The organism is Rhodoferax sp., assembly GCF_028714215.1.
In the GTDB taxonomy this organism is placed as follows: Bacteria; Pseudomonadota; Gammaproteobacteria; order Burkholderiales; family Burkholderiaceae_C; genus Rhodoferax.
Map to the genome: position 1 here is coordinate 66603 of NZ_JAQTMS010000020.1, position 12301 is coordinate 78903.

At 63.0% G+C, this 12301-nt stretch carries 12 protein-coding genes; 6 read left to right on the forward strand and 6 right to left on the reverse strand.

Going from position 1 to position 12301, the window contains the following annotated elements:
• The 5 genes from PHS32_RS11090 (at position 1) to PHS32_RS11110 (ending at position 6202) form a co-directional block, all read left to right on the forward strand.
• A complete protein-coding gene (locus PHS32_RS11090; protein WP_301079021.1) occupies positions 1-1206 on the forward strand; it encodes an efflux RND transporter periplasmic adaptor subunit in 1206 nt (401 codons plus the stop codon).
• Complete coding sequence (locus tag PHS32_RS11095; RefSeq protein ID WP_301079022.1) at positions 1203-2396, forward strand: ABC transporter permease; 1194 nt, start codon at positions 1203-1205, stop codon at positions 2394-2396. The genes PHS32_RS11090 and PHS32_RS11095 overlap by 4 nt, the downstream gene beginning before the upstream one ends.
• Before the next feature lie 7 nt (positions 2397-2403).
• The gene (locus PHS32_RS11100; RefSeq protein WP_301079023.1) at positions 2404-3150 is read left to right on the forward strand and encodes an ABC transporter ATP-binding protein; all 747 of its coding nucleotides are present in this window, start codon (positions 2404-2406) and stop codon (positions 3148-3150) included.
• Between the two features lie 113 nt (positions 3151-3263).
• Entirely contained in the window at positions 3264-3710 is a 447-nt protein-coding gene (locus PHS32_RS11105; protein ID WP_301079024.1) for a universal stress protein, read from the forward strand.
• Positions 3711-3754: 44 nt separating this feature from the next.
• Positions 3755-6202, forward strand: a complete 2448-nt coding sequence (locus tag PHS32_RS11110) for a plasma-membrane proton-efflux P-type ATPase (RefSeq protein WP_301079025.1) — start codon at positions 3755-3757, stop codon at positions 6200-6202.
• A 32-nt stretch (positions 6203-6234) separates the two neighbouring features.
• Here the strand turns inward: PHS32_RS11110 and PHS32_RS11115 are convergent, their stop codons facing one another.
• Complete coding sequence (locus PHS32_RS11115; protein WP_301079026.1) at positions 6235-6870, reverse strand: class I SAM-dependent methyltransferase; 636 nt, start codon at positions 6868-6870, stop codon at positions 6235-6237.
• Between the two features lie 151 nt (positions 6871-7021).
• Between PHS32_RS11115 and PHS32_RS11120 the strand changes: the two genes are divergently transcribed.
• Positions 7022-7372, forward strand: a complete 351-nt coding sequence (locus PHS32_RS11120) for a copper-binding protein (RefSeq protein WP_301079027.1) — start codon at positions 7022-7024, stop codon at positions 7370-7372.
• A 47-nt stretch (positions 7373-7419) separates the two neighbouring features.
• Here PHS32_RS11120 and PHS32_RS11125 read toward each other — a convergent pair whose 3' ends face one another.
• The 5 genes from PHS32_RS11125 to PHS32_RS11145 all read right to left on the reverse strand — a co-directional run.
• Entirely contained in the window at positions 7420-8916 is a 1497-nt protein-coding gene (locus PHS32_RS11125; RefSeq protein ID WP_301079028.1) for a DegQ family serine endoprotease, read from the reverse strand.
• Between the two features lie 133 nt (positions 8917-9049).
• Entirely contained in the window at positions 9050-10384 is a 1335-nt protein-coding gene (locus tag PHS32_RS11130; protein WP_301079029.1) for an ATP-binding protein, read from the reverse strand.
• Positions 10381-11046 (reverse strand): response regulator, encoded by a 666-nt coding sequence (locus PHS32_RS11135; protein WP_301079030.1) that lies wholly within the window; start codon positions 11044-11046, stop codon positions 10381-10383. Before PHS32_RS11135 ends, PHS32_RS11130 begins: the two co-directional genes overlap by 4 nt.
• Before the next feature lie 54 nt (positions 11047-11100).
• Positions 11101-11619, reverse strand: coding sequence for an OmpH family outer membrane protein (locus PHS32_RS11140; protein WP_301079031.1), 519 nt, complete (start codon positions 11617-11619; stop codon positions 11101-11103).
• 6 nt (positions 11620-11625) lie between these two features.
• A partial coding sequence (locus PHS32_RS11145) for a serine hydrolase (protein WP_301079032.1) occupies positions 11626-12301 on the reverse strand: 676 nt, incomplete at its 5' end.

Below are 12301 nucleotides of genomic sequence, written 5' to 3' on the forward strand. Positions count from 1 at the left end.
ATGAATATCTCGCCACCCATGAAACGCCGCTTGTCCTTGTTCAGCCTGGGCCTGCTGTTGCTGGCGGCGCTGGTCTTTGTGCTGCTGCGCTCCGGCCCCTTGGCGGCCACGCGTGTCACGGTCAGCCAGGTCAAGGAAGGCACCTTCAGCCCGGCCTTGTTTGGCATTGGCACGGTGGAGGCGCGCCGCAACTGGATGATAGGCCCCACGGCGGCGGGTCGGGTGCTCAGCGTCAAGGTCGACGTCGGCGATAGTGTCAAGATGGGCCAGTTACTGGCCGAGATGGACCCGGTGGACCTGGACCAGCGTCTGGCCTCTCTGGATGCTGCCACGGCGCGCGCCGTCAGCGCCCAGGCGGCGGCGACAGCCCAGCAGGCCGATGCGGCGGCGCGGCGCGAATTGGCCGCTGTCAATTTCCGCCGCAATCAGGATCTGGCGCAGCAGAATTTCATCAGTTCCGGCGCGCTGGAAGCACGTCTGCAGGAAAAAGCCTCGGCCGATGCGGCGCTCCAGGCGGCACAGGCCAATCTGCAAGGGGCGGGCCAGGACTTGATGCGTTTGCAGGCCGATCGCGCGGCGTTGCAGCAGCAGCGCGCCACCACCCGGCTGCTGGCGCCGGCCGATGGGGTGGTGACCACGCGCGAAGCCGAGGCCGGCTCCACGGTGCTGGCCGGTCAGCCGGTGCTGCGTCTGATCGACCCCAGCAGTTTGTGGATCAGGCTGCGGCTGGACCAGGGCCGCTCGGCCGGCCTGACGACCGGCTTGCCGGCGCAAATCGTCTTGCGTTCCCAGCCCCAAGTGCCCGTGGCCGGCCGTGTGGCACGGGTCGAGTGGTTGAGCGACAGCGTGACCGAGGAGCGGATTGCGCAGGTGTCGTTCAATCAATCGCCAGTGGCGGTCTCGGTCGGTGAAATGGCGGAAGTCACGCTTGAATTGCCGACTACCGGCAAGGCTGTGCTGCTGCCCGGCGCCAGCATTGTGCGTCAGGGTGGCACGACCGGTGTCTGGTGGCTGAAATCGGGCAAACCGGTGTTCACCCCGGTGCGGCTGGGAGCCAGCAGCCTGGATGGCCAGGTCCAGGTGCTGGACGGTCTGAAGGCGGGTGATGAGGTGGTGGTCTACAGCCAGAAAACGCTCAGCGGCGAGAGCCGGGTCCAGGTCGTCGATTCGTTGGTCAAGGCGGCAGCCAGCGGGGCCGCGCCATGATCAGTCTGGCGGGGCGCGACATTGCGCATGCCTGGCCCAAGTTTGTTTTTACCGGGCTCGGACTGGGGCTGCTGATCGGTGTCACGCTGAGCATGGCCGGGGTCTATCGAGGCATGGTCGACGACGCACGCGCCCTGCTCGGCAACAGCGGCGCTGATCTGTGGGTGGTGCAAAAGGACACGCAAGGCCCTTATGCCGAATCATCCAGCATCAGGGACGATCTGGTGCATGGTGTGCGGGGCATGCCGGGCGTGGCCCGGGCGGCCAATGTGACTTATTTCACGATGCAGGTGCAGCAGGGCAACGACGAGTTACGCGCCATGGTGGTGGGTATTGAACCCGGGCAAGCAGGCGGACCAAGCCACCTGCTTGCCGGCCGCCACCTGGCGCGTAACCACTACGAAGCGGTGGCGGATGTCAAAACCGGGTTTGCATTGGGGCAGCGCATTCGCATCCGCCGCCATGACTACGCCGTGGTCGGACTGACCCAGCGCATGGTCTCGTCCAGCGGTGATCCCATGGTTTTCATTGCGCTCAAGGACGCGCAGGAAGCCCAATTCCTGAAAGACAACGATGCCATCCTGAACGATCGGGTCCGTAGCGCCGCCAATCCGGTATTCAACCGCCCGGGCACGCCAGGCCTGCTCGAAGCGGTGCAAGCGACACAAACCAGCAGCCACAATGTGAATGCCGTTCTGGTGCAGATTCAGGATGGATTTTTGCCCGAGCAGGTGGCACAGCCGATTCGCCGCTGGAAGCACTTGCAGGTGTTTACCCGCGAGGGCATGGAAGAGATCCTGGTGGCCAAGCTGATTGCCACATCGGCCCGGCAGATCGGCATGTTCCTGGTGATCCTGGCCATCGTCAGTGCGGCGATCGTGGCCTTCATCATCTACACCATGACCCTGGGCAAGATTCGCGAGATTGCCGTGCTCAAGCTGATCGGGACCCGCAATCGAACCATTGCCGGCATGATCTTGCAGCAGGCACTGGGTCTGGGGCTGATCGGTTTTTTTGTCGGCAAGGTGGCCGCCACCTTTTGGGCGCCCATCTTTCCGAAGTTTGTATTGCTGGAGGCGGGCGATGCGATCACCGGATTGATCGTCACCCTGCTGATCTGCGCCCTGGCCAGCACGCTGGCGATCCGGGTCGCGCTGAAGGTCGATCCGGCCGAGGCCATAGGCGGCTGACCGACCCATGCGCGATCCTCTGAAGCTGCCGTCTTCGCCCTCGCACCAGGGCGGTATCGTGATCGAAGGCCTGCGCAAGGTCTATGGTCAGGGCGACACGGCGGTGCAGGCGCTGCGACAGGTCGACATGACCGTCGGTCCGGGCGAGGTGGTTGGTTTGGTCGGGCCTTCCGGCTCGGGCAAGAGCACGCTGCTCAAATGTCTGGGTGCCATCATCGAACCGACCGCCGGTCGCATGCTGCTGGGCGGCAAGGTGATTTATGACGGCGCCTGGAAAATCCCGGACCTGCGAACCCTGCGCCGCGACAGCATCGGTTTTGTGTTCCAGGCACCTTACCTGATCCCCTTTCTCGACGTCACCGACAACGTGGCCTTGCTGCCCATGCTGGCGGGCCTGTCGAACTCGGCCGCGCGCTTGCGCGCGCTGGAGCTGTTGGGCGCGCTCGATGTGGCGCACCGGGCGCGGGCGCAGCCCTCGGAACTCTCGGGCGGCGAGCAGCAGCGCGTGTCGATTGCGCGCGCCCTGGCGAACCGTCCACCGGTGATCCTGGCCGATGAGCCGACCGCGCCGCTGGACAGCGCGCGGGCCCTGGGCGTGATGCGAATTCTGAATCAAATGGCGCGGCAGTCGCAGACCGCCATCATCGTGGTGACCCACGATGAAAAAATCATGCCAACCTTCAAGCGGATCTACCACATCCGCGAGGGGCGGACGGTGGAGGAGGTGGGTGAAGGACGGGCGCTGGAGGAGTGATCGGAGTTGGTTTCAAGCTGGCTCAAGACGAAGCAGAATTGGCGTCCTGGGCGTATCATCATTTGCCGGGGACTTTGGTTACGGACAAGTTCTAAATCTGTCAAGGAGGCACTATGTTCAAACGAATTCTGGTCGCAGTGGATGGCAGTTCTACCGCCGATCAGGCCTTGCAGGAAGCAATCAAACTGGCCAAGGAACACCGGGCACAACTGCGGATCGTGCACGCCATCGATATCCTCAACGTCTACCTGGGTGACGGGTTTGTTGACCCCTCCGAAATTTCCGATGCCCAGACCAAGAGCGGACAGGAAATCCTCCGCAAGGCAGAGGCGGTCGCGAGAGAGGCCGGGATAGCCGTCGAAACCCAGCTGCTCGTGATCGACACCGCGGGCCGACGCATCCCGGAAATGATTGCGGCGGATGCCGAGTCATGGCCCGCGGACCTCATCGTCATCTGCACGCATGGCCGCAGTGGACTGAATCACTTGTTAATGGGTAGCGTTGCCGAAGGGGTGATCCGCGTTGCCACGAAACCAGTGCTGTTGATCCGCGGAAAATGAATGGTTTCATCGGCTAGCGCCGACTACCTGATCCGGCGCGCGTGATGCCAGCAAGCAGCAAAACGTCTGACATCGCGTCTGCATCTGTTCCCGCGACGCTCGCCGCGCTGAGCGTGAACCCGCAGACCGGTCTGGCGCAGGCGGATGTGGACACGCGTCGGCAGCAGCACGGTTACAACGAAGTTGCCGAACAGAAGGGTCACCCGGTCCTGATGTTTCTCGGCAAGTTCTGGGGCGTGTCGGCATGGATGCTTGAGCTGATCATGGTGTTGTCGGCGATCCTCGGGAAATTCTCGGACCTGGCGGTGGTGGGTGCGCTGCTGGTTGTCAATGCGGTGTTGAGCTTCATGCAGGAGCGCCGCGCTGCCGGCGTGGTCGAAACCTTGAGGCGGCGCTTGCAGGTCAGCGCGCGCGTGCTGCGCGAGGCTGTCTGGCAGGTCATTCCGGCCCGTGAACTGGTCCCTGGCGACATCATCCGCGTGCGTCCCGGCGACATCATCCCGGCGGACGTAAAGCTGCTTGGCGGTGAATTGAGTGTTGACCAGTCGGCCCTCACCGGCGAGTCGAAGGACGTGGACAAAGCGCCTGCCGACGTGCTGTCGTCGGGTTCGGTCGTGCGCCGCGGTGAAGGCAACGGCGTGGTGATCCTGACCGGGACGCAGACCTACTTTGGCCGCACCACTGAACTCGTGCAGGAAGCGCGTCCAAAGCTGCACATCGAAGCGGTAGTCGCCAAGGTGGTGCGCTGGCTGTTCGTCATCGTCGGCGCGCTGCTCGGCGTGGTGATCGCGCTGTCGCTGATCCGGCAGGTGCCGCTGCTCGAAATGATTCCGCTCATGCTGGTGCTGTTGATGAGCGCGGTGCCGGTCGCCCTGCCGGTGATGTTCACGGTCAGCATGGCGGTCGGAGCGAAAGAACTGGCCAGGCGCGGCGTGCTGGTCACGCGCCTCAGCGCCACCGAGGATGCGGCAACCATGGACGTGCTGTGCGTGGACAAGACCGGCACGATCACGCTGAACCAACTGGCCGTCACGGGCGTGATTCCACTGGCGCAGGCGACAGAATCCGAGGTACTGGTTGCCGCCGCGCTCGCATCGCAAGAGTCCAACCAGGACCCGATAGACCTGGCCTTCCTTGCCGCGGCAAAAGAGCGGCATGTCTTTGATGGCTCGGCTGCGGTGACACCCCTCTCCTTTGCGCCGTTCGATGCAAAAAATCGACGGACCGAGGCTGTGGTCGAGCGGAGCGGCCAGCGGTTGCGCGTGATGAAAGGCGCCGTGCGGACCATCGCCCAAGCCTGCGGGCTCCAGCCCGCGGCGATCGAGGCGCTGGAGGCGCGGGTCAGCGAATCGGCGCTGAAGGGCTATCGAACACTGGCCGTGGCAGGCGGCCCAGAGGCAGACACCCCTGTATTGCTCGGATTGGTGAGCTTGTTTGACCCGCCTCGGCCGGACGCCAGGCAACTCATCGCCACGCTCCATGAGCTCGGCGTTTCGGTGAAGATGCTCACCGGCGATGCACTGGCGGTGGCACGTGAAATCGCGCAAGGCGTGGGACTGCCCAATATTCAACGCGTGTCGGATCTGAAGGCCGCGAGCGCTCAGGTCGGCAACGAAACGGTTGACTTGTTGGCGGGGGCGGATGGTTTCGCCGAAGTCTATCCGGAAGACAAATACATCGTGGTGAAGCACTTGCAGGCCGCAGGACATGTGACCGGCATGACGGGAGATGGCGTCAACGATGCACCCGCATTGCGCCAGGCTGAAGTGGGTATCGCCGTCAGCTCGGCAACCGACGTCGCCAAAGGCGCAGCAAGCGTCGTGCTGACCGAACCGGGGCTGACGAACATCGTGGCATTGGTCGAGCAGGGGCGGACGATCTACCAGCGCATCCTGACCTGGATCATCAACAAAATCAGCCGCACGATTCTGAAAGCGGCCTTCGTTGCCATTGCGTTCGTGGTGACGGGCAAGTTTGTCGTCTCGGCCTTTGCCATGCTGCTGCTGGTCTTCATGACGGACTTCGCGAAGATCGCTCTTGCCACCGATCACGTTCGGCCATCCAACAAACCGGAGACCTGGAACATCGGCGGTTTCATCATGGTGTCCGCGGTGCTGGGCATCGCGATGGTCGCCGAGGCGCTTCTTCTCTTGTGGATAGGCTGGTCGCGTTTTGGTCTGGCGGGCAACGATGACGCCCTCTATACCTTCAGCTTCCTGACGCTGCTCTACATGGCTGCATTTTCCATCGTGTCCGCCCGCGAGCGACGCTGGTTCTGGACGACGATGCCCAGCAAGACGCTGATTGCGGCGCTCGCCGCGGATGTGCTGATAGGGACCGTTCTGACCTTTGTCGGTCTGCCTGGACTGATGCCACTGCCTGGGTGGCAGACGCTCGTGATTTTCGTTTATGCGATGGGGGTATGCCTGGTCGTGAACGATGCCGTGAAGGTCGCCATGATCCAATGGCGTGTTCCCGCGGCGGTAGCCTAAAGAATGAATGCCGCGCCACCGTAACCGATGAGCTATTTTTGTTCGACAGAGTGCTCGACCTTGCGGCAGTAGCAATAGACGAATTGCTGAACAGTGCCGAACGGCGTGTGGTGTTCTTCCTTCTCGTGCTGGAGCAGCGTGAACGGCTCGCCAAATTGGGCGTGCAACTGGTCTGCGCGATAACGCATGACCGGCAGGCCGCTGCACTGGGTCGGACCATCCTCGGCAAAAGTGGCAACGATGACGTGCCCGCCCGGCTTGACCGAGCGCAGTACCTGCTGCACGTAGGCGCTCCGGTCTTGTGCCGCGGTGAGGAAATGAAACACCGCCCGGTCATGCCACAGGTCGTAGCCATGAACAGCCAGTTCCGCACGGGTGACGTCTGCTTCCAGCCATCGAACGGCGCCACTGCTGGCGCCAAGGCGAGCCTTGGCAGCGCTCAGGGCAGCCGCCGACAAATCCAGCACCGTGAGATTCGAGTAGCCACTGCGCAGCAGGTCGTCCACCAGTGTCGATGCGCCGCCGCCGACATCGATGATCGCCGCGGATAAAGGCACGCCGGTCGCCTTGATGAGCCGCAGCGACTGCTCGGCATGTTCCTGGAACCAGCTGACCGCGTTACTGGCCTTGCTTGAGTACACGCCTTCCCAGTGTTCCTTCGGTTTCATGGGGTGTTTGTAAGTTGCTTGTGCAAAAATAGGGCTTGCCAGCGAAAGGCTCGGAATGACTATAGCATTGGCAACTTCCAATGACTGAAAGTACCGCTCAAGGCTGCCGGTAGCCGCGGTTCTGCCGATGCCAAGCACTTGGAGAAAACGCATGAAGACTTTTGTGCCCTTGGTTCTTATTGCGCTGCTGCCCGCAGTATTCTGGTTGCCTGCCATGGCCCAAACAAAACACGGCTATCACCGGGTTGCCGCCGCGCCGCGCGCGCCCGCAATGGCTGAAACGCCGCTGATCGAGGGCGTGGTGAAGAAGGTCAACAAGTACTCTGGAAGAGTGACCCTGTTCCATGGCCCGCTGCCCAACGGCACGCCGGCGCAGACCAAGGCTTATGTTGTCAAGGATGAGGACTGGCTCGACCAAATGAAGGTTGGTGAGAGGATTCGCTTCGCCACCGACCCGGCGCCGGGCAGCCAGACGGTGCTGCGTTTCGAACCGGTCCAGTGAGTCACCCGGCTGGAACGCGCACATCACTGGATCAAGCGCGCCGGCCATCAACCAACGCGCACCGGCACGAAAATCTTGTTGCCGTCACGCTGGATCAGCAGCGCCACCGATTTGTCGGCCTTGGCCACCATGGCGCGCACCTGGCTTACGCTCTCGATCGGTGTGCCGTTGACGGCCAGCAGCACGTCGCCCGGCTGCACCCCGGCCGCCGCCGCAGGACCACCGGTATCCTCGATCAGCAGGCCACCGGCCACCCCGGCAGCGCGCTTTTCCTGCGGCTGCAGCGCGCGCAAGGCCAGGCCCAGTTTGCCTTTGGTGGCCGCATCGTCTGCCTTGGCAAGTTTGAAACCTTTCTCGGTCGCGTCGCCCAGCGTGGCGCTGAGTGTTTCGCGCTTGCCCTGGCGCCAGATTTCGAGGCTCACCTGGTCTCCCGGCATGGCATTGCCGATCAAGGCCGGCAGGTCGCTCGATGTCACGATGGGTTGGCCGTTGACCTTGCGGATCACGTCACCGCTTTTCAGACCGGCCTTGTCGGCGGGGCCGTCCCGGTCGACCGAGGACACCAATGCACCCTCCGGTTTGTCCAACTGGAACGAGTCGGCGAAAGTCTGGTTCACCTGCTGGATCGCGACACCCAGGCGCGCGTGGCTGGCCTTGCCGGTGGCAACGATCTGATCCTTCACCTTGCTTGCCAATTCGATCGGGATCGCGAACGACAGACCCTGATAGCCACCGGTGTGGCTGTAGATCTGGGAGTTGATGCCCACCACCTCGCCGCGCGTGTTGAACAGGGGGCCGCCCGAGTTGCCCGGATTCACCGCCACGTCGGTCTGGATGAAAGGAACATAGCTGTCGTCCGGCAGCGAGCGGCCCTTGGCGCTCACGACACCGGCCGTCACGCTGTTCTCGAAGCCGAACGGCGAGCCGATGGCCAGTACCCATTCGCCCACTTTCAGGTCGCGCGTATTGCCCAGTGGCACCACCGGCAGTTCCTTGGCGTCGATCTTGAGGACCGCAACGTCGCTCTTCGGGTCGGCGCCCAGCACTTTGGCCCGGAACTCGCGGCGGTCGGTCAGTTTGACCATCACCTCCCGGGCGTCACGCACCACGTGGGCGTTGGTCAGGATGATGCCGTCGGGGCTGATGATGAAGCCCGAACCCTGGCCATGCAGGGGCGCTTCCGGCTGGCCCGGGAAGCCGCCATTGGGGCCTTGAAAACGCCGGAAGAACTCAAAGAAAGGATCATTCGGGTCCAGGCCCGGCATACCGTGGCGCGGCGCGCCGGCACCATCGGTACTGTCGTCGCCGGCGGTCTTGGTCATCCCGGTGACACTGATGTTCACCACCGCCGCGCCCATGCGTGCAGCAATTTGAGAAAAGTCCGGCAACGCCATAACCGGCGCTGGCGTCACCGCACTGGCGGCGGGCGACGGCGCCGCGTGGGCCCGCGACAAGCTCAAGGCGCCAACGCCTGCCGCGGCAAGGACGCCGGCAGCGGCACATGCCAGTACCAGCCGCCTGGGGGTGAGGAGAAGTGTATTCATGAGAAGTCCTTTCAAGAGGTTGATGAAGACCACAACTTGATTGTCAGGACCGCAACTTAGGCAGGACTTAAACCGCCGCCTGGTCCACCGCCACTTGGCTCCGGTGAACAACCGGCACGCTATCTGGAACGGTTCAGGCGGGGCTTGGGAAGATGACCGTGGCGCGCAATCCGCCCAGGCTGGCGGAGCGGTCGATGGACAGCGTCGCGTGGTGCAGATGGGCGATGGTCTTGACGATGGCCAGGCCCAGGCCGCTGCCATTGCCCTGGGCGCCCGAGACCCGGTAGAAACGGTCCAGTACCCGCTCCCTGTCCTGCTCTGCTATGCCGGGGCCGCTGTCCTCGATGGTCAGCAGCGTTTGACCCTCCCGCTGGTGGATCGCCAGGTTCACGGTGCCACCCACCGGCGTGTACTTGATCGCGTTGTCCAGCAGGTTGCGCAGCAGGATGCGCAGGGCATCCTCATGTCCCAGCACCACGCCCTGGTCGGCCTGGACCAGGCCCAGGTCAATGCGCCGGATCTGGGCCGGCGCTACCAGGTCGGCCAATACCAGCCGGGCCAGGGCCGTCAAGTCAACCGGTCCGGTTTTGCCGTCGACGGCCGAACTGGCCTGCTGCCGCGCCAGCACCAGCAGTTGCTCCACCAGTCGGGTGGCCCGGTCGATGCCGTTGCTGAGCCGGTTCACCGCCACGTCCCGCGCGGCGTCGTCGGCGGCCCGGCGCAAGCCTTCCACTTGCAGCTTCAAGGCGGCCAGTGGCGAGCGCAGCTCGTGCGCGGCGTCGGCGACAAAGTTCTTCTGCGCATCGAAGGCTTGCCGCACCCGCTTGAACAAAAGATTCAGTTCATGAACCAGCGGCCGAATCTCGTCCGGCAAATCATGCTCGCCCAATTCGCCCAGCTCGTCGGCCTGGCGTGCGGCCACCTGTTGCCGCACGCGCGACACCGGCGCCAGCGAGGCACTGACCACCCACCACACCAGCAGCATCAGCAACGGCACCATCAGCAGAATGGGGCTGACAGTGCGCAAGGCCAGGGTGCCCGCCATTTGACGCCGGGCTGCCAGGTCCTGCGCCACCTGGATCACCTGGGCCCCGGCCGCGACCGAAAACAGACGGTAGCTGGTGCCGCGGGCTTGCACCGTGGAGAAGCCAAGCACCGCGCGCTGCGGCAACTCGGCCCGTGCCGTGGATTGGAAGATGCGCAAGCCGTCAGCGCTCCAGACTTGAATGACGAAGTCGAAGTTGTCGCCATCGTCGGTGGTAAAGCGTTCTGCGAGTTCGCCACCGACCGGTAAGCCCGGGCGCAGCGACAGTGCCATTTGCTGCATTTGGTAATCGAAAATCTCGTCCGTCTCGGCCAGTGCCGTGCGATAGGCGATCAGGGCCTGCGCCCCAGCCGTCAGCATGACGGCGGCCAGCAGGAACCACAGCAGTCGCGCGCGCAGCGAATGGGTGGGCAGCAGGCTCATGCCTTGCCTTTGGGCACCATGTAACCGACGCCGCGCACATTCTGGATCAGGCCGGTGCCCAGTTTCTTGCGCAAGCCATGGATGTAGACCTCCACCGCGTTGCTGCTGACCTCGTCTTTCCAGCTGTAGAGTTTTTCTTCCAGTTGCTTGCGCGACAGCACCATGCCGGGGCGCGCCAACAGCAACTGCAACACCGCCCATTCGCGTGCCAGCAGCACCACCGGCTGCCCGTTGACCATCACCTCCCGGCTGACCGGGTCAATGCTGACGCCCAGGTGTTCGTAAACCGGTTCCGCCCGACCGGCGGAGCGGCGTATCAGGGCGCGGATGCGGGCCAGCAGTTCATCGAGCTCGTAGGGCTTCACGACATAGTCGTCAGCGCCCATGTCCAGCCCCTCGACCCGCTGTGCCAGCGCGTCGCGCGCCGTTGCGATCAACACCGGCGTGCGGTCCTTGCGCGCGCGCAGCCGGTGCAGCACCGCCAGTCCGTCACGCTTTGGCAGCCCCAGGTCCAGCAGGATCAGGTCGTAGCTCTGGCAGTCGAGCGCCGTATCGGCCATCTCCCCGTCCTTCACCCAATCCACCGCGTAATCCTCGGCCCGCAGCAGATCCAGCACGGATTCTCCTATCATCAAGTCGTCTTCCACGAGCAGCAAACGCATGGCAGTAGGGCGGACCAGCCGGAGCGCGTGCGACTTGACTTTCGATAGCGAGTACTAGGGCGTACTCTGCGCGTTCAGCAAGGTCAGAACCTTGTCTGTAATGTCGTTCTTCGGGTTGACGTAAACCGCATCCTGCAGCACCAGATCGTAATTCTCGGCTTGCGCCACTTGCCTGACCACCTTGTTGGCGGTCGCAATCAACAGTTGCCACTCTTCATTTTTACGGGCGTTCAAATCTTCTTGAAATGCGAGGCGCTTGCGTTGCAGTTCGCGGTCCTGTTCCGCCAGCAGTTTTTGCTGGCTGGCACGTTGTGCTTCCGGCAGCTTGGGCCCTTCGAGTTGAAACTTGTCGATCGCCGATTTCAGGGAATTGCCCTGATCGACCAGTTCCTTGTCACGTTTGGAAAATTCCCGCTCAAGCTTGAGCTGAGCGGCCTTGGCGCTAGTGGCCTCCTTGAAAATCCGGTCTGTCTTGACGAAACCGAAACGAAACTCCTGCGCCTGCGCCTGCAGGCAGACCAGCAGGCCACCCAGCAGGATGGCAGCACGGCATTGACGTATAAATTTGTTCATTGGAAATCAGCCTCTCGCATAGCGGTGTTCCAGGGATGGGTTGACATGCCGGAATTCATGGCGCGCAACCGATGTCGAGGACCGTGGAATCATAGTACTTGCCAAAAACCGACGTATGCGCAAGGCATCGAAGCGGCTCCCGGAGCCGGCTTTGGCATCGAGCAAAACCAGGGTGGCGTTTTTGCCAGCCTGCTGCAGTCGCATGATCAGGCAGTGACCGGCTTCGTTGGTGAAGCCGGTCTTTGACAACAGGATATCCCAGCCCTTGGCGCCCACCAGATGATTGGTGTTGTGAAAGGTGACGTTGCGGCCATTCATCCGGATCAGGTTCGAACTGTTGGTGGTGATGTTGATGATTTCGGGATAGTGCGAGGCGGCCAGCGCCATCTTCGCCAGATCGGCCGCGGTGGAGGTATTGTCGGGCGACAGGCCGGTGGCTTCCCTGATCCGGGTATGGGCCATGCCAAGCGCTTTCAGTTTTTCATCGACGGCCTTCATAAAGGCGACATTGCCACCGGGAAAAGTGCGTGCCAAGGCGGCCGCGGCCCGGTTGTCGGACGACATCAACGCGAGTTGCAGAACCTCCTTGCGAGTCAGCGTGGTTCCTACCGGCACGTGCGATTTGCTGTGTTTAAGGGTATCCACATCGGCCGCGTCGATGGCTATTTGCTGGTTCATGTCG

Bases quoted from the DNA above. Each gene is read 5' to 3' on its own strand.
- PHS32_RS11090 (WP_301079021.1), top strand. From the start codon at position 1: ATGAATATCTCGCCACCCATGAAACGCCGCTTGTCCTTGTTCAGCCTG.
- PHS32_RS11095 (WP_301079022.1), top strand. From the start codon at position 1,203: ATGATCAGTCTGGCGGGGCGCGACATTGCGCATGCCTGGCCCAAGTTT.
- PHS32_RS11100 (WP_301079023.1), top strand. From the start codon at position 2,404: ATGCGCGATCCTCTGAAGCTGCCGTCTTCGCCCTCGCACCAGGGCGGT.
- PHS32_RS11105 (WP_301079024.1), top strand. From the start codon at position 3,264: ATGTTCAAACGAATTCTGGTCGCAGTGGATGGCAGTTCTACCGCCGAT.
- PHS32_RS11110 (WP_301079025.1), top strand. From the start codon at position 3,755: ATGCCAGCAAGCAGCAAAACGTCTGACATCGCGTCTGCATCTGTTCCC.
- PHS32_RS11115 (WP_301079026.1), bottom strand. From the start codon at position 6,870: ATGAAACCGAAGGAACACTGGGAAGGCGTGTACTCAAGCAAGGCCAGT.
- PHS32_RS11120 (WP_301079027.1), top strand. From the start codon at position 7,022: ATGAAGACTTTTGTGCCCTTGGTTCTTATTGCGCTGCTGCCCGCAGTA.
- PHS32_RS11125 (WP_301079028.1), bottom strand. From the start codon at position 8,916: ATGAATACACTTCTCCTCACCCCCAGGCGGCTGGTACTGGCATGTGCC.
- PHS32_RS11130 (WP_301079029.1), bottom strand. From the start codon at position 10,384: ATGAGCCTGCTGCCCACCCATTCGCTGCGCGCGCGACTGCTGTGGTTC.
- PHS32_RS11135 (WP_301079030.1), bottom strand. From the start codon at position 11,046: ATGCGTTTGCTGCTCGTGGAAGACGACTTGATGATAGGAGAATCCGTG.
- PHS32_RS11140 (WP_301079031.1), bottom strand. From the start codon at position 11,619: ATGAACAAATTTATACGTCAATGCCGTGCTGCCATCCTGCTGGGTGGC.